General features: G+C 68.7%; 14 protein-coding genes. 8 read left to right on the top strand and 6 right to left on the bottom strand.

What is annotated here, in order from left to right:
* Positions 1 to 3 precede the first annotated feature (3 nt).
* From FOZ76_RS14300 to FOZ76_RS14285, 4 genes are all read left to right on the top strand, one after another.
* Positions 4 to 987, top strand: coding sequence for a Bug family tripartite tricarboxylate transporter substrate binding protein (locus tag FOZ76_RS14300; RefSeq protein ID WP_246129512.1), 984 nt, complete (start codon positions 4 to 6; stop codon positions 985 to 987).
* Between the two features lie 59 nt (positions 988 to 1,046).
* A complete protein-coding gene (locus tag FOZ76_RS14295; protein ID WP_143948942.1) occupies positions 1,047 to 1,397 on the top strand; it encodes an EthD domain-containing protein in 351 nt (116 codons plus the stop codon).
* Positions 1,398 to 1,524: 127 nt separating this feature from the next.
* Complete coding sequence (locus FOZ76_RS14290) at positions 1,525 to 2,727, top strand: CaiB/BaiF CoA transferase family protein (RefSeq protein WP_143948941.1); 1,203 nt, start codon at positions 1,525 to 1,527, stop codon at positions 2,725 to 2,727.
* Complete coding sequence (locus FOZ76_RS14285) at positions 2,724 to 3,566, top strand: citryl-CoA lyase (protein ID WP_143948940.1); 843 nt, start codon at positions 2,724 to 2,726, stop codon at positions 3,564 to 3,566. Before FOZ76_RS14290 ends, FOZ76_RS14285 begins: the two co-directional genes overlap by 4 nt.
* 156 nt (positions 3,567 to 3,722) lie before the next feature.
* Here FOZ76_RS14285 and ahpF read toward each other — a convergent pair whose 3' ends face one another.
* The 5 genes from ahpF to FOZ76_RS14260 form a co-directional block, all read right to left on the bottom strand.
* Positions 3,723 to 5,306, bottom strand: coding sequence for an alkyl hydroperoxide reductase subunit F (gene ahpF / locus FOZ76_RS14280; RefSeq protein ID WP_143948939.1), 1,584 nt, complete (start codon positions 5,304 to 5,306; stop codon positions 3,723 to 3,725).
* A 134-nt stretch (positions 5,307 to 5,440) separates the two neighbouring features.
* A complete protein-coding gene (gene ahpC, locus FOZ76_RS14275) occupies positions 5,441 to 6,004 on the bottom strand; it encodes an alkyl hydroperoxide reductase subunit C (RefSeq protein WP_143948938.1) in 564 nt (187 codons plus the stop codon).
* 178 nt (positions 6,005 to 6,182) lie between these two features.
* Entirely contained in the window at positions 6,183 to 6,938 is a 756-nt protein-coding gene (locus FOZ76_RS14270; protein WP_143948937.1) for an ABC transporter ATP-binding protein, read from the bottom strand.
* Entirely contained in the window at positions 6,931 to 8,145 is a 1,215-nt protein-coding gene (locus FOZ76_RS14265; RefSeq protein WP_143948936.1) for an ABC transporter permease, read from the bottom strand. Before FOZ76_RS14265 ends, FOZ76_RS14270 begins: the two co-directional genes overlap by 8 nt.
* 326 nt (positions 8,146 to 8,471) lie before the next feature.
* The gene (locus FOZ76_RS14260; protein ID WP_170235450.1) at positions 8,472 to 9,614 is read right to left on the bottom strand and encodes an efflux RND transporter periplasmic adaptor subunit; all 1,143 of its coding nucleotides are present in this window, start codon (positions 9,612 to 9,614) and stop codon (positions 8,472 to 8,474) included.
* Positions 9,615 to 9,748: 134 nt separating this feature from the next.
* On the opposite strand from FOZ76_RS14260, the gene FOZ76_RS14255 reads away from it, so the two are divergent.
* From FOZ76_RS14255 to FOZ76_RS28185, 3 genes are all read left to right on the top strand, one after another.
* Positions 9,749 to 10,084, top strand: coding sequence for a cupin domain-containing protein (locus FOZ76_RS14255; RefSeq protein ID WP_143948934.1), 336 nt, complete (start codon positions 9,749 to 9,751; stop codon positions 10,082 to 10,084).
* Between the two features lie 203 nt (positions 10,085 to 10,287).
* The gene (locus tag FOZ76_RS14250; protein WP_143948933.1) at positions 10,288 to 10,470 is read left to right on the top strand and encodes a hypothetical protein; all 183 of its coding nucleotides are present in this window, start codon (positions 10,288 to 10,290) and stop codon (positions 10,468 to 10,470) included.
* Positions 10,471 to 10,766: 296 nt separating this feature from the next.
* A complete protein-coding gene (locus FOZ76_RS28185; protein ID WP_281283004.1) occupies positions 10,767 to 10,901 on the top strand; it encodes a hypothetical protein in 135 nt (44 codons plus the stop codon).
* A gap of 164 nt (positions 10,902 to 11,065) precedes the next feature.
* Here FOZ76_RS28185 and FOZ76_RS14245 read toward each other — a convergent pair whose 3' ends face one another.
* Complete coding sequence (locus FOZ76_RS14245; RefSeq protein WP_143948932.1) at positions 11,066 to 11,833, bottom strand: GntR family transcriptional regulator; 768 nt, start codon at positions 11,831 to 11,833, stop codon at positions 11,066 to 11,068.
* 160 nt (positions 11,834 to 11,993) lie between these two features.
* Between FOZ76_RS14245 and FOZ76_RS14240 the strand changes: the two genes are divergently transcribed.
* On the top strand, positions 11,994 to 15,317 hold the full coding sequence (locus tag FOZ76_RS14240; RefSeq protein WP_143948931.1) for an acetyl-CoA carboxylase family protein: 3,324 nt from the start codon (positions 11,994 to 11,996) through the stop codon (positions 15,315 to 15,317).
* The last annotated feature ends 26 nt before the right edge of the window (positions 15,318 to 15,343 follow it).

Genomic DNA, 15,343 nt, shown 5'->3' with positions numbered 1-15,343 from the left:
ATCTTGCTACGTCGCTTTTTGGGTTCCTTCATGGTTGCCGCCCTGGCGGTCGCGCTGAGCAGTACCGCATCGGCCGCAGAAGAAGCATTCCCTTCCAAACCTATCCGCCTGATCGTTCCATTTCCTGCCGGCGGGCCTACGGATCTGGCCGCTCGTGCCATTGGCCAGGGGCTCTCGTCCTCGCTCGGAACCCCGGTGATGGTCGACAACAGGCCCGGCGGCAATGGGATCATCGGAGCCATGGCCTTGAAGTCCGCCCCGGCCGACGGCTATACATTGATGATCTCCAGTCTGGGAATTGCCATCAATTCCTATCTGTTCGACCAGGTACCTTACGATATCAACAAGGACTTCGACCCTTTGTCGCTCGTGTTGACGGTTCCCATGGTCGTCGTGGTCAACCCAAGCGTGCTGCCGGTGGATAACCTTGCCGATCTGGTCACCTATCTCAAGGAACATCCAACGACGGTGAATTACGGGTCGGCTGGAAGCGGTGGCTCTTCGCACTTGATCGCCGAATACTTCAAATATCGCACGGGTACGGCTATCACGCACATCCCCTACAAGGGCTCCGCACCGGCAATAATCGACCTCGTGGGCGGACAAGTGCAAGTGATGTTCGACACTTTGACCACGAGCGGGCCCTTCATCAACGCAGGCAAGCTGCGCCTGCTGGCAGTCACTACCGCCCAGCGTCTACCGCAGTATCCGGATGTCCCGACGATGGGGGAGGCGCTTGGCGCGGACGATTTCGAGGCTTCTTCCTGGTATGGCATGTATGCGCCGGCCGGCACGCCGAAGCCGATCGTCGAGCAGCTATCCCAGCGCATAAACGAATTGTTGAAGCAGCCTGAAGTCATTGCCAGATTGAACGAGATTGGCGCTCTTGCTCTGGGCAGCTCGCCGGAAGAGTTGGTTCGTTATCAATTGGCTGAGCAGGACAAGTGGAGAAAAGTGATAAAGGCCGCAGGGATCAAGGGCGACTGAATGTACCTGCAAAATAGATGTTGAATGCCGGCCCGTCGTCACACACTTGAAAGGTTGCCATGATCAAGAGCCTGTCGTTGCTATCGCGCAGAGAAGGAATCACGCACGAGGAATTCCTCGAACACTGGACGCAGGTCCACGCGCCGCTGGCGCACGAAGTTCCGGGGCTGCGCCGCTATGTGCTGACGCACATACTGGCCACACGCGAGCGACCCGACATTCCTTCGATGGATGTCGAAGTGGACGGGATAGCCGAGCTTTGGTACGACGACCAGGCCGCTCTCCAGGCCGCCAATGCTTCGTCGCAGGCCAAGCGTCTGCATGACGACGGTGCGACCTTTATCGGCCGCATTCAGACGTTCACCACCTACGAACAGACCATCATCCCCAAGCGGGTCAAGACCGACTGACGAAAACCCGGTCCTGCGCAAGGACCGGGACGTGCTTCGGGGCAGTTCCTCGGCAGTAAAGACGACCGCGAGGAATGGCGACATCGTCTGCCTTTCGTCTTGGGGACCAACACCAATCACTTCTCTTATGACAGCCAGCCCCCTGCAACATACTCGCGTGCTCGACCTGACCAACGTACTTGCCGGGCCCTTCGCCTGCCATCAGTTGGCCCACATGGGCGCGCAGGTGATCAAGGTCGAGAATCGCGCCGGTGGCGACCTGGCCCGCCAGCTCGGCGCCGATCCGGACCTCAACCGCCGCCATATGGGCGTGTCGTTCCTGGCGCAGAACGCCGGCAAGCGCTCCATCACGCTGGACCTCAAGCATGCCCGCGGCAAGGAGGTCTTTCGCAAACTGGTGGCGACCGCTGACGTGTTGGTAGAAAACTTCCGTCCCGGCGTGATGCGTCGGCTGGGGCTGGGGTACGAAGAATTGCTCAAGGTTCAACCGAAGCTCATCTATTGCGCCATCTCCGGTTTTGGCCAGGATGGCCCGCTGCGCGACCTGCCGGCCTACGACCAGATCATCCAGGGCATGTCCGGCATCATGAGCATCACCGGCGATCCGGCCACCGGGCCCTATCGCGTGGGTTATCCGGTGGCCGACACCATCGGTGGCCTGACGGCTGCCATGGCGGTGGCCGGGGCGCTGGCACAGCGTGACCGCACCGGCGGTAGTTTCATCGACGTCTCCATGCTCGAAGCCGCCATGGCCACCATGGGGTGGGCGGTGTCCAACTATCTGGTGGCGCACAAGGCGCCGCAGCCCATGGGCAACGACAACGTCACGGCCAGCCCATCGGGCACCTTCCGCACGGTCGACGGCTTGATCAACATTGCCGCCAACAAGCAGGAGCAGTTCGAGGCCGTGTGCCGCGTGGTCGGCCGTCCCGAGTTGGTCAACGACCCGCGCTTCGCCGAGCGCCAGGGCCGGCTGCAGCACCGCCACGAGTTGACAGCCGTGCTGGAGGAGGCGCTGGCCACGGGCAGCACTGAGCACTGGTGGACGGCGCTCAACCAGGCCGGCGTGCCCGCGGGTCCGGTCTACACCGTGCCGCAGGTGCTGGACCATCCCCAGATCGCCGGCCGCGGCATGGTGGCTGAATTCGCCGATGTGCCTGGTGTAGACCGCAAGGTGCGCGTGCTGCGCACCGGCTTCAAGCTCGACGGCCGGGCGCCGGCCGTCGACGCGCCGCCGCCGCGCCTGGGCGAGCACGGGGACGCCATCCTGGCCGAACTGGGCTACACGCCCGAGGACATCGCCGCTTTGAAAGAGGACAAGGCCGTATGAGTGAGAACATCGACAAGAGTCCCGACCGCCAGGCCGCCGAAGCCTGGTGGAGCACCGACATCATCGATATGCAGCCGGGCGTGATCCGCTACCGTGGCTATGCCATCGAGGAACTCATCGACCATGGCGTGAGCCTCGTCCAGATGATCTGGCTGATGACCCGCGGCGAGCTGCCCACGGCCGCCCAGGCACGGCTGCTCGACGCGGTGCTCATGTCCGCCGTCGACCATGGCCCGCAGGCGCCGTCGATCGCCATTGCCCGTATGGCCTCGACCTGCGGCGTGGGCCTGAATGGCGCTATGGCCAGCGCGCTCAACGTGCTGGGCGACGTGCATGGCGGCGCGGGCGAACAGGCCGTGGGCCTCTACCAGGACATCGCCGCGCGCGAGCGTGCCGGAATCCCCTTCGCACTGGCCGTGGAAGAGGGGCTCGACGCCTGCATCGCGCAGTATGGCAAGTTCATCCCCGGCTTCGGCCACCGTTTTCATCCCACGGACCCGCGCAGCGGCCCGCTGCTGGCGCTGGTGGATGCAGCGGCTGGACGTGGCGAGATTTCCGGCCGCTTCGCCAGGATCGGCCGCGCCGTGGAAGCCGCGCTGGCCGCGCGCAAGGGCGGCCGGAAGATTCCCATGAACATCGACGGTGCCACGGCCGTCATCTACGCCGAGCTGGGCTTTCCGGCACCGCTGGCGCGCGGGCTCTTCTGCCTGTCGCGCTCGGTAGGGATTCTGGCGCATGCGTGGGAGCAGACCCTGCAGGGCGGCCGCAACAAGGGGCCCATGCCGCGCAGTTTTCTGCCGAGGTATACCGGCGCGAAAGCCAGGCATGTCTACGACTGACATTGCCTTTCATGTGCACTTGCGAACCGAGAGACGCAAGCACCAAGGTGATCGACAGGCTCGCCGAAGCCCTCCGCCGGAGTACCTGGAAAAACGCCCGGCAGATGCCGGGCGGGTCAACGCCAATAGGGGGTACTGCCGGTTATCCGGTCGGCGTCAGCCGGCCACGGCCTCCGCGGCCTCGGCGAGGGCCGGGGCCGGCGTGCGGATCAGGTAGTCAAAGGCCGACAGCGCGGCCTTGGTGCCTTCGCCCATGGCCACCACGATCTGCTTGTACGGCACGGTGGTGACGTCGCCGGCGGCGAACACGCCCGGCACCGAGGTTTCGCCACGCGCGTTGGTGACGATCTCGCCATAGGGCGTGAGCTCGACCGTGTCCTTCAGGAAGCCGGTGTTGGGCACCAGGCCGATCTGCACGAACACGCCGGCGAGTTCCACCGTGTGGCTTGCGCCCGTCGCGCGGTCCTTGTAGACCAGGCCGTTCACCTTGTTGCCGTCGCCCGTGATTTCGGTGGTCTGGGCGCTGGTGACGACGCGCACGTTGGGCAGGGAAGCGAGCTTGTCCTGCAGCACGGCGTCGGCGCGCAACTGGTCGGCGAACTCGATCAGGGTGACGTGCTCGACGATGCCGGCCAGGTCGATGGCTGCTTCCACGCCCGAATTGCCGCCGCCGATCACCGCCACGCGCTTGCCCTTGAAGAGCGGGCCATCGCAGTGCGGGCAGTAGGCCACGCCGCGGTTGCGGTATTCCTGTTCGCCGGGCACGTTGATCTCGCGCCAGCGGGCGCCGGTGGCGAGCACGATGGCGCGCGCGCGCAGCACGCCGCCATCGGCCAGGCGGATCTCGCTGTAGTCGCCCGGGACGAGCGCTTCGGCGCGCTGCTCGTTGATGATGTCCACGCCATAGCTGCGCACGTGGCGCTCGAGATCGGCGGCTAGCTTGGGCCCTTCGGTGTGCTCGACCGAGATGAAGTTCTCGATCGCCAGCGTGTCCAGCACCTGGCCGCCGAAACGCTCGGCCACCACGCCCGTACGGATGCCCTTGCGGGCGGCGTAGATGGCGGCGGCCGCACCGGCCGGGCCGCCGCCGACGATCAGCATGTCGTACGGGGCAAGCGCGTTGATCTTCTCGGTCGCACGGGCGCTGGCGCCGCTGTCGAGCTTCTTCAGGATCTGCTCGATGGTGACGCGGCCCTGCTCGAAGGGTGAGCCGTTCAGGAACACCGAAGGCACGGCCATGACCTGGCGCGACTCCACTTCCTGCTGGAACAGCGCGCCGTCGATGGCGACGTGCTTGATGCGCGGGTTGATCACCGACATCAGATTGAGCGCCTGCACCACGTCGGGGCAGTTCTGGCAGGACAGCGAGAAATAGGTTTCGAACGAGAACTCGCCCTCGAGCGCGCGGATCTGCTCGATCACCTCGGGCTCGACCTTGGGCGGGTGGCCACCGACTTGCAGCAGGGCCAGGATGAGCGACGTGAATTCATGGCCCATCGGGATGCCGGCGAAGCGCACGGCGATGTCCGTGCCGTCGCGGCTGATCGCGAACGAGGGCTTGCGCGCGTCGTCGCCGTCTTCCTTGAACGATACCCGGTCCGACAGGCTCGCGATGTCGACGAGCAGCGAGCGCAGCTCCGCCGATTTCGCGCCATCGTCCAGCGAGGCGACCAGCGTGATCGGCTGGGTCACCTTCTCCAGGTAGGCTTGCAACTGGGTCTTGATGTTCGCGTCTAGCATGGCGTTGGGTTTCCTGTGGTGTCCGGATGGGTCGTGAGCGGGGAAGAACGCAGATGGACGAACGGCGCGGTCCAGGACCTTCGCAGGCCCTGGGTCCGCGCCGTCAGGCTGCGGATGCCGCGCGGAAAGATCGCTTAGATCTTGCCGACCAGGTCCAGCGAAGGCTTCAGCGTTTCGCCGCCTTCTTCCCACTTGGCGGGGCAGACTTCGTTCGGGTGGGCCGCGATGTACTGGGCGGCGCGCACCTTGCGCAGCAGCTCGTCGGCGTTGCGGCCGATGCCGTTGTCATTCACTTCGACCAGCTTGATCAGGCCTTCGGGGTTGATCACGAAGGTGCCGCGCAGGGCCAGGCCTTCTTCTTCGATCAGCACTTCGAAGTTGCGGGCCAGGGTGGCGGTGGGGTCGCCGACCAGCGGGTATTGCACCTTGCCGATGGCGGGGGAGGTGTCGTGCCAGGCCTTGTGGGTGAAGTGGGTGTCGGTCGAGACGCCATAGACTTCGACGCCGAGCTTCTTGAATTCTTCGTACTTGTTGGCCAGGTCTTCCAGCTCCGTCGGGCACACGAAGGTGAAGTCGGCGGGGTAGAACACGAAGACGGACCACTTGCCCTTCAGGTCGGCGTCGGACACCGGGACGAACTTGCCGTTGTGGTAAGCGGTGGCTTTGAACGGCTTGACTTGGGTATTGACGAGAGACATGAAGTAGAACTCCTGTGGAAAGGGGCTGGCGGGTAACTGCCGATCATGATGCCGGCAATCTCTATATTAATCAAATCAATTGATTCTATGGTAGCGATTGTTTTTGTATATTGCAATCGCTGCGTGGCGCACGCGGGCGTCTGTCCTGATCTGCAATTGGCGTCATGATCGCAGAAATTCAAGTCTGTTTTGCGGCGGCATCCGGCCCCGGTGCAGGGGATGGCTGCCCAGCGGTGTCCTCGGCGATGCGGCCGTCGACCAGGGTGATGCGCCGGTCGGATCGATCCGACAGACGCGGGTCGTGGGTCACGATGAGTACCGCGCAGCCCAGCGTTTCGTGAAAGCGCCGGAACAGCGCGAACACGCCGTCCGCCGTCTGCGTATCCAGATTGCCGGTCGGCTCGTCGGCCACCAGCAGCGGCGGGTGCGCGATCAGCGCGCGGGCGATGGCCACGCGCTGCTGCTGGCCGCCCGACAGTTCGGCCGGCTTCTTGTGCGCGTGCTCGCCCAGGCCGACGTCGTCGAGCAGCGTCTGCGCGCGCTCGCGATCGTCCGGCCGCGGCTTGCCGTGGCCGATCATCAGCGGCATGAGCACGTTCTCCAGCGCCGTGAAGGCCGGCACCAGATGGTGGAACTGGAACACGAAGCCCAGGGCGCGCCGGCGTAGCAGCGTGCGCTCGTCGTCGTGCAGGCCGCTGGTGGGCACGCCGAGCAGGGTGATCTCGCCCGAGGTCGGCGAATCCAGTTGGCCGATCAGGTTGAGCAGCGTGCTCTTGCCCGAGCCCGAGGGGCCGATCAAGGCGCAGAAGTCGCTGCGCGAGAGTTGCAGGTCGATGCCGTGCAGCACTTCGGTTTCGGTCGGCGTGCCGACGTTGTACGACTTGCGTACGCCCTCGAGCGCGAGCACGGCGCCGGACGGGCGCGCGTCAGACATAGCGGATCGCCTCCGCGGGGTCCATGCTGGCGGCGCGCCAGGCCGGCGCCGACGCGGCGAGCACACCGCTCAGCGTGGCGATGGCCATGGCGGCCGGAATCAGCCCGGGCGGCAGGGGAATGTAGAACAGCCTGGGGCCGAAGGTGTTGAAGGCCCAGGTCAGGCCCAGCCCGACCAGGCTGCCGGCGAGCGAGCCGATCAGCCCCAGCACGGCGCCCTGCAGCAGGAAGACGCCCAGCATCTGGCGCCGGGTGGTGCCCATGGCGCGCAGGATGCCGATCTCTCGGGTGCGCTGTGTGACGCTCACGGCCAGCACCGAGGCGATGCCGATGGCCACCGACAAGGCGACGAACACGCTGATCATGGTGGTGGCCAGCGTCTGCGAACGCAGGGCGTTGAGCAGCTCGGCATTGGTCTGCATCCAGCTCTCGGCCTTGAGGCCCGCCAGGCGCTCGATGCGCTGCGCGATCTCGCGCGCCATGAAGATGTCATCGACCGTGGCGTCGAAGCGGGTCACGCCGCCGGGCAGGCCGAGCAGGGCCTGGGCCTGTTTCATGTCCAGGTAGACGTAGCGGCTGTCGAGTTCGCGCACGCCCAGCTCGAAGATGCCGGTAACCGTAAGCACGGCGTCGCGGCCGTCGCCGGCCTCGACACGCAGTTTTCCGCCCAGGCGCAGGCCGAGATCCTGGGCGAGCTGGCTGCCGATCGCTACCTCGCCGGGGGCGGGGCGGAACACGCCTTCGCGCAGGTGCCGATGCACCGGAATGATGTGCTGGTAGCGCTCCGGCTGCACGCCCAGGATGGCGACCGATGCGCGTGCCTCGCCGCGGCGGCCGAAGCCCGGGCCGGAAACCAGCGGCGAGACGGCACGGATACCGGACAGGGCCTCGAGTGCGGGCTGCAGCCTTTGCCAGTCGTCGATGGAGCGCAGGCGCTGTGCGCGCTTGTCCTCCAGCAGCAGCCGCCAGGCGCCCGGCGGCGCCGCGGCCGGGCGATTGATTTCGTCCGCGGGAGAGATCGCGATGTGCGCCTGGGTGCCCAGCGTGCGCTCGATGATATTGGCCTGCAGGCCGCCGATGAGCGCGCGGATGAACACGATCACCGAGACGCCGACCGCGATGCCGACCAGGATGACGAGCGTCTGTGCCCGGCTTTGCCGCAGAAAGCGGATGGCGATGGTGCCGGCCAGCCAGGCGGCGGCGTTCATGGGTGTGCCCTCCTGTCGCTACGCGACATCCTCCCCGCGGGAGGAATCGCGCCCCCTTCGGGCGGCCGGGCGGGGGCGCTCATGGGTGTGCCCTCCTGTCGCTGCGTGACATCCTCCCCGCGGGAGGCGTCGCGCCCCCTTCGGGCGGCCGGGCGGGGGCGCTCATGGGTGTGCCCTCCTGTCGCTGCGCGACATCCTCCCCGCGGGAGGCGTCGCGCCCCCTTCGGGCGGCCGGGCGGGGGCGTTCATGGGTGTGCCCTCCTGTCGCTGCGCGACATCCTCCCCGCGGGAGGCGTCGCGCCCCTTCGGGCGGCCGGGCGGGGCGCTCACTGCTCGTCCCCCCACGCCTGCTCGACCGGGCGCACGCGGGTACCGACGGGCAGCGGGGCGGCCAGCACGCGCTCGCCCGCCTGCAACCCTTCGATCACTTCGCTGGCGAGCAGGCCGCGCAGGCCCAGGCGCACGGCGAGGTCGGCGACGCGGCCGTCGCGCACCACCTGGACGGTGGCACGACCGTTTGCGACGTTGCCGAGCGCGTCGTGGGGAACCGCCAGTGCTGCCGCCTTGCGCGCCGTGTGGATGGTGGCCGACACGGTCATGTCCTCGCGCAGGAAGTCGGGCACCGGCGTGGGGACGAGGTGCGCGTCCACCGTGCCGCGCTGTGGGTCCACACCCGGGGCGAGCCGTTCGAGCCGGGCCGTGAAGGGGCGATCGTCATAGGCGTCGGCGATCACCGTGGCGGACTGGCCGGCGGCGAGACGGCCCAGGAACTTCTCGTCGATGGGGACCACGATCTCGGTGGCGGCGTCGCGCACGAGGTCGAACACCGCCGTGCCGGGCTGGACGGCGTCGCCGGCTTCCACGAGGCGGGCAATCAGGGTGCCGGCGAAAGGCGCGCGTATCTCGGTGCGGGCCAGGGCGGCCTGGGCCACGGCGATGCGTTCCTGCAGCACGCGTTCTTCTGCGCCGTGTGCGGCAAGATCGGCCAGCGCCAGGCTGGCGCGCTCGCGCCGGCGGCCCGCGGCGTCCGCTGCCTGCTCAGCCTGCTCCAGCGCTTCGCGCGCGATCGCGCCGGCACGCGCCAGATCGCGGCGGCGCAAGGCCTCTCGCCCCGCCTGGCGCGCGGCGATCTCGGCCTCGCGCAGCTCGGCGGCGGCCTGCGGCCGACGCACATCGCGCAACTGGCGCAACGCGGCCTGCGCCTCGCCCAGCCGTGCCTGCCATTCGTCGTTGCGCAGGCGCAGGAGCAACTGGCCGCTCTGCACGTGCTCGCCCTCGCGCACCGGGCGCTCGATCACCACGCCGGCGATCTCGCTGCCGACGCGCGCCCGTTCGCGCGCAGCGACGCGCCCGCTGGCCACGACGTCCTGCACCAGCGGGCGCATCTGCACCGCATATACCGGCGCGGGCGTCCCGCGCCAGGCCCGCACGGCGAGCAGCGCAACCACGGCGAGCACGAGGAGCAGCAAGAGCCAGCGCGGACGGAGCCAGGAGCGTGGGGCCAAACGGGACAACCGGAAAAAAGGTGGGACGGACGGCAGGCGCGTAGCGGGTCCGCGCATTGTAGAGTGTGCGCCAGGCGACAGCGCGACGGACGAACCCCATGACGAATCTCATTACCGACCTGCCCGACGCCCGCACGGGCGAAGTTTTCGAGGACCTGGCGAAGCTGCCCGGCGGCGCGCGCATCGAACGCATCGTCTCCCTGGGCCAGGCCAGCCCGCCCGGCTTCTGGTACGACCAGGCCTGGGACGAGTGGGTCGTCGTGCTCGACGGCTGGGCCCGGCTGCGCCTGGCCGGCGAAGCCGAGGCGCGCCTGCTGGCGCCGGGCGATCACGTCCACCTGCCGGCGCATTGCCGCCACCGCGTCGACGCGACCGCACCCGATCGGCCCACGGTATGGGTGGCGGTGCATGCGCCGCCTGCCCGGGGGAAATGATGGTACAAGTGCTTTCGGCGAGGTCTGCTGCGATGCGTCATGTGTGCAAACGAAACCCGGTCCCGCGCCTTGCCGGGCTGGCGCCGCGCGCGTGCCAGAATTCCTTGCAATTGGTGGCAGGCGGAGCGTGTCGGAGCACCGTTTCGCGCGTAATGTAGGAACTGTGGCTAGCGCCACGACATGACGATTCCACGGAGACCGAAATGGCCAACCAACAGAACCAGCAGGGACAGAACCAGCGTCCCGCCGGTCAGCAGGATCAGCAGAATCAGCAGCGCAACCAGCCCAACCAGCAGGACAACAAAACCGGGCAGCAGCACCAGCAGAATCAGCAGAACAAGCAGCCAGGTCAGGGCGGCAAGATGCCCGGCCAGCAGCACAAGTAACCCGCCAAGGGGTCCCCTCCAGCAGGCGCCCACGCGGGGGCAACAAACCCTCCGCGACGGCTGTGCCGCTGAGCCCGCGCACCGCAAGGTGCGCGGGTTTTTTAATGCCCGGGACGTCCTGAAGCAAATGCCCTGGGCGCCGGCCGTCGGCCGGTGCCGGACCGGCACGTCCCGGTCCGCCGAGCCCGCTCGATATGCCGTTTCGTAGGAAGGAAATAAGCAAAAGGTCTTGGACGCCGGAGGGTGGGATAGCCGATGATGCGGCCATCATTCCTTGCTGTCGCCCCGAGACCGCCATGAGCAGCACCGCCCGCTATCTCCTCTTCATCGCCGCCGCCGCCATCCTCAGTGTGGTCGCTGCCGCGCCGGCGCTCTCGGCTGCTGACTTCTCCGGCGACCCGTCCTTCACGCTGCCGTTCGAACGCAACTGAGCCTGCGCGCGAGAGCCTTCTGCTGGGCTGCGCGCGGCGTCTTGCTGCCACCGAGCGGGTCGCGGCGGTTCGACGTCGCTGCGCATCGCGTGGCGTCCCGCCGTCGGCGCGACGGCCCGCAAAGCCTTCCCCCCGCCGCCATGCCCGCGCTGCCGCCTGCATAGCTAGCCCCTGGCGCTTGCCAGGGCCGCGACGCCAGCGTAGCCGCCCAGGTGCGAGATTACTTCGCGGCAGGACGTCTCGGCGATCCGGCGGGCGATCTCGGCCGCCTCGCCGGCCCGCCCGCCGCGCATGCAGGCGACCAGCGCGGTGTAGTCGTCGGCTGCCTGCCGGCGGCGTTCCGGGCGCCCATAGTCGGGCGGTTCGGGCTGCATCCAGATCAGTTGCCAGATGGCGTCGTGGGGCAGGTCGCGATACGTCACGGCGAGCTGGCGGCTGCCGCTGGCCTGCACCACCCCCGTACCCAACCGTCCCACGGCCTTCACGAAGTCCACGTGCGGGAAAGGCCGTGCGGCGAGCAGCCTCGGCAGCTCCGCGCGCAGCGCCTCGACCGTGGCGAGCGGCGCGTCCTCGCCGCGTTCGGCCAGAAAGCGCGCCGCCAGCCCGAGCAGGGCGCCGCGGATGGCGAACATGTCCTCCACGTCGCGCAGCGACACGGCGCGCACGAAGGTACCCCGGCGCGGCGAGATCTCGACCAGGCTTTGCTGTTCCAGCAGGCGCAGCGCGTCGCGCACCGGGCCGCGGCTGACCCGGAAAACGTCGGCCACCGCCTGCTCGACAACACGTTCGCCGTCGGCGTAGTCGCCGCGCACGATCGCGCGGCCCAGTTCCCGGGCGATCTGCTCGGCCGGGCTCAGCGTATGCCCGCGCGCCCGGCGCAATGGATGAAAGGCCGGCGCGGCCGGCGATGAGGGCGAGTGCGTATCCGTCATGGTTCCCCTGTGCGTTGCCGCCGGCCCGCGCAGACAGGCGCGCGGCTTGAGCCTAAGGACTAACCCCTATGGGCGGTAGTGCAATGACTGCTTATATTGTTAACAATTAACAGTTCACAACATCAGGAATTTCCCCAGGAAGGGCGGAGACCATACCGGCATGAAGAAACTGCTCGTCGCCAATCGGGGCGAAATCGCCGTGCGCCTCATTCGCGCCGCCCGCGAATGCGGTCTGGCCACCGTGGCCATCTATGCCGAGGACGACGCCAGCGCGCCGCATCGGCAGCTTGCCGACGAGGCCGTCGCGCTGCGCGCCAGCGGGCCCGCCGCCTACCTGGACGTGGCCGCAGTGATCGAGGCTGGCCGGCGCACGGGCTGCGACGCCGTGCACCCCGGCTACGGCTTTCTCAGCGAACGCGCGGATTTCGCCACGGCCTGCGCCGCTGCCGGCCTGATCTTCGTCGGCCCCACGCCCGAGCAGCTCGAACTGTTCGGCGACAAGGCGCGCGCGCTGGCGCTGGCCGTGCGTTGCCAGGTGCCGGTGATGCCGGCCACGCACGGCGATGCCACGCTGGAGGAGATCACGCGCTTCTTCGACGCGCAGGACGGCGCCGGCGTCGTCATCAAGGCGGTGGGCGGCGGCGGCGGGCGCGGCATGCGCGTGGTCGGCGAACGCGCGGCGCTCGCCGAGGCCTATGCGCGCTGCCGCTCCGAGGCACGCTCGGCATTCGGCGTGGATGCGGTCTATGCCGAACGCCTGGTCGTGCGCGCGCGGCACATCGAAGTCCAGGTCGTGGGCGACGGCCGCGATGCGCTAGCGCTGGGCGAGCGCGATTGCAGCGTGCAGCGCCGCTTCCAGAAGCTGATCGAGATCGCGCCCAGCCCGGCGCTGGCGCCTGCGCTGCGCACCCAGATCGTCGACGCCGCGCTGCGCATGGCGCGCGAGACCGGCTATCGCAGCCTGGGCACCTTCGAGTTCCTGGTCGACGAAGCCGCGGCCGAGCCCACCTTCATCTTCATCGAGGCCAACCCGCGCCTGCAGGTCGAGCACACCATTACCGAGCAGGTCACGGGCGTGGACCTGGTGGCCGCCCAGTTGGGTATCGCGGCAGGGCGCTCGCTGGCCGATCTCGGTCTGGATGTGGCGGCCCAGGCGCAGCCGCGCGGCTACGCCATCCAGTTGCGCATCAACGCCGAGACCCTGGACGCCAAGGGCCAGGCGATGAGCGCGGGCGGCCGTCTGAGCCGCTTCGAGATGCCGGCCGGGCCGGGCGTGCGCGTGGACACCCACGGCTATCCCGGCTACGCGCCCTCGGCCAGCTACGACACACTGCTGGCCAAGCTGATCGTCACCCATCCGGCGCCGGATTTCGACGCCGCGGTGCGGCGCGCCCGGCGCGCGCTGGCCGAGGCCCGCATCGCGGGGCTGGGCACCAATCTGCACGTGCTGCAAGCCTTGGTCGAGCGCGACGACTTCGCCCGGCAGCGCGTGCACACGCGGTACCTGGAAGGCGCGCTGCCCGAGGTGCTGGCACGGGCGGCCGCGCTCGCGCAAGCCGAGGCTGCGCACGATCTCGCCAGCGGGCGCGAGAGCGTCGAGCATGCCGCGGCCGTGCCGTCCGCACCCGTGCCGCAGGAAGCGATCGAGGCCGGCCTGGACGCCGTGCGCGCGCCCATGGCCGGCAAGATCATCGAGGTGCCGGTGGCGGAGGGCGCGATGGTGCGCGCCGGCCAGACCGTGCTGGTGCTCGAAGCCATGAAGATGGAAGCCGCGATCGCGGCCGAGCGCGACGGCCGGGTGATCGAGGTGCGCATCGCGCCGGGCGAGCAGGCCGGCGCCGGCCAGGTGCTGGTGGTGATCGAGCCCATGGCGCTCGACGGGGTCGCCGAGGACGCCGTCGAGAAGGCCGACCCGCGCGGCGTGCGCGCCGACCTGCAGCGCCTCTTCGATCGCGAAGTCTTCCTGCGCGACGAGTCGCGCCCAGAGGCCGTGGCCAAGCGCCATGCGCGCGGCCAGCGCATGGCGCGCGAGAACATTGCCGACCTGTGCGACGAGGGCTCTTTCGTCGAATACGGCGCCCTGGCCGTCGCCTCGCAGAGCAGCCGGCGCACCAAGGAAGATCTGGTGCGCAATACCCCGGCCGACGGCATCGTGACCGGCATCGGCACCATCAACGCGGCGCTGTTCGGCCGCGAGAAGTCGCAGTGCGCCGTGCTGTCCTACGACGCCACCGTGCTCGCCGGCACCCAGGGCAAGCGCAACCACGTCAAGACCGACCGCATGCTGGAGGTCGCTCTGCACAACCGGCTGCCCACCATCCTCTTTGCCGAGGGCGGGGGCGGGCGGCCCGGCGATGTCGACGTGAAATCCGTGGCGGGGCTGATCGTGCCCACCTTCGCCGCGTTCGCCCGGCTGAGCGGCGAGGTACCCGTGGTGGGCATCGTGTCCGGCCGGTGTTTCGCGGGCAATGCGGCGCTGCTGGGCTGCAGCGACGTCATCATCGCCACGCGCGACGCCAACATCGGCATGGCCGGACCGGCCATGATCGAAGGCGGCGGCCTGGGCCGCTATCGTCCCGAAGACATCGGCCCGGCCGACGTGCAGTACCGCAACGGCGTGGTGGACCTGCTGGTCGACAACGAAGCCGAGGCGGTGGCGCAGGCCAAGCACTACCTGTCGATGTTCCAGGGGAGGGTCGCCGAATGGGACGCCCCCGATCCCTATCTGCTGCGCGCGGTGGTGCCCGAGAACCGCCTGCGCGTGTACGACACGCGGGCGGCCGTGCAGGGCATTGCCGACGTGGGCAGCGTGCTCGAACTGCGCGCGGGCTTCGGCGTGGGCATCCACACCGCGCTCGCCCGCATCGAGGGGCGGCCCGTGGGCATACTCGCCAGCAACCCGCGCCACCTCGGCGGCGCCATCGACGCCGACGCGGCGGACAAGGCCGCCCGCTTCATGCAGTTGTGCGACGCGCACGGGCTGCCCATCGTCTCGCTCATCGACACCCCGGGGTTCATGGTCGGCCCCGAGCACGAGAAGCTCGCCCAGGTGCGCCACGTCTGCCGCATGTTCGTCGTCGCCGCCAAGCTGCGCGTGCCCTTCCTGTCTGTGGTGCTGCGCAAAAGCTACGGCCTGGGCGCGATGGCCATGGGGGCGGGCGGCTACCGCGAGCCCAGTCTGCTGGCGTCGTGGCCGACCGGCGAATACGGCGGCATGGGGCTGGAAGGCGCGGTGCGCCTGGGCTTCAGCAAGGAGCTGGCGGCCGCCGCCGAGGGTGGGGAGCGCGATGCGCTGTACCAGCGGCTGGTCGCGCAGATGTACGAACAGGGGCAGGCGCTCAATGCGGCCGAGTTCCTGGAGATCGATGCGGTGATCGACCCGGCGCAGACGCGGCACTGGCTGAGCATCGGCCTGGCGGCCGCCGAACCCGGAGCGCGGCACCGGCTGGCCCAGCCGGCCAGCCGGTTCGTCGACACCTGGTGATGGCGGGCGGCGCCGGTCGTCGCGCC

Source organism: Verticiella sediminum (assembly GCF_007558815.1).
GTDB classification, from domain to species: Bacteria; Pseudomonadota; Gammaproteobacteria; order Burkholderiales; family Burkholderiaceae_B; genus Verticiella; species Verticiella sediminum.
Note: the sequence above shows the minus strand (reverse complement) of the source record. Positions and strands in the feature narration are given on the sequence as shown.

Coding starts and splice junctions, on each gene's coding strand:
- FOZ76_RS14295 (WP_143948942.1), top strand. CDS start 1,047: ATGATCAAGAGCCTGTCGTTGCTATCGCGCAGAGAAGGAATCACGCAC.
- FOZ76_RS14290 (WP_143948941.1), top strand. CDS start 1,525: ATGACAGCCAGCCCCCTGCAACATACTCGCGTGCTCGACCTGACCAAC.
- FOZ76_RS14285 (WP_143948940.1), top strand. CDS start 2,724: ATGAGTGAGAACATCGACAAGAGTCCCGACCGCCAGGCCGCCGAAGCC.
- ahpF (WP_143948939.1), bottom strand. CDS start 5,306: ATGCTAGACGCGAACATCAAGACCCAGTTGCAAGCCTACCTGGAGAAG.
- ahpC (WP_143948938.1), bottom strand. CDS start 6,004: ATGTCTCTCGTCAATACCCAAGTCAAGCCGTTCAAAGCCACCGCTTAC.
- FOZ76_RS14270 (WP_143948937.1), bottom strand. CDS start 6,938: ATGTCTGACGCGCGCCCGTCCGGCGCCGTGCTCGCGCTCGAGGGCGTA.
- FOZ76_RS14265 (WP_143948936.1), bottom strand. CDS start 8,145: ATGAACGCCGCCGCCTGGCTGGCCGGCACCATCGCCATCCGCTTTCTG.
- FOZ76_RS14255 (WP_143948934.1), top strand. CDS start 9,749: ATGACGAATCTCATTACCGACCTGCCCGACGCCCGCACGGGCGAAGTT.
- FOZ76_RS14250 (WP_143948933.1), top strand. CDS start 10,288: ATGGCCAACCAACAGAACCAGCAGGGACAGAACCAGCGTCCCGCCGGT.
- FOZ76_RS28185 (WP_281283004.1), top strand. CDS start 10,767: ATGAGCAGCACCGCCCGCTATCTCCTCTTCATCGCCGCCGCCGCCATC.
- FOZ76_RS14245 (WP_143948932.1), bottom strand. CDS start 11,833: ATGACGGATACGCACTCGCCCTCATCGCCGGCCGCGCCGGCCTTTCAT.
- FOZ76_RS14240 (WP_143948931.1), top strand. CDS start 11,994: ATGAAGAAACTGCTCGTCGCCAATCGGGGCGAAATCGCCGTGCGCCTC.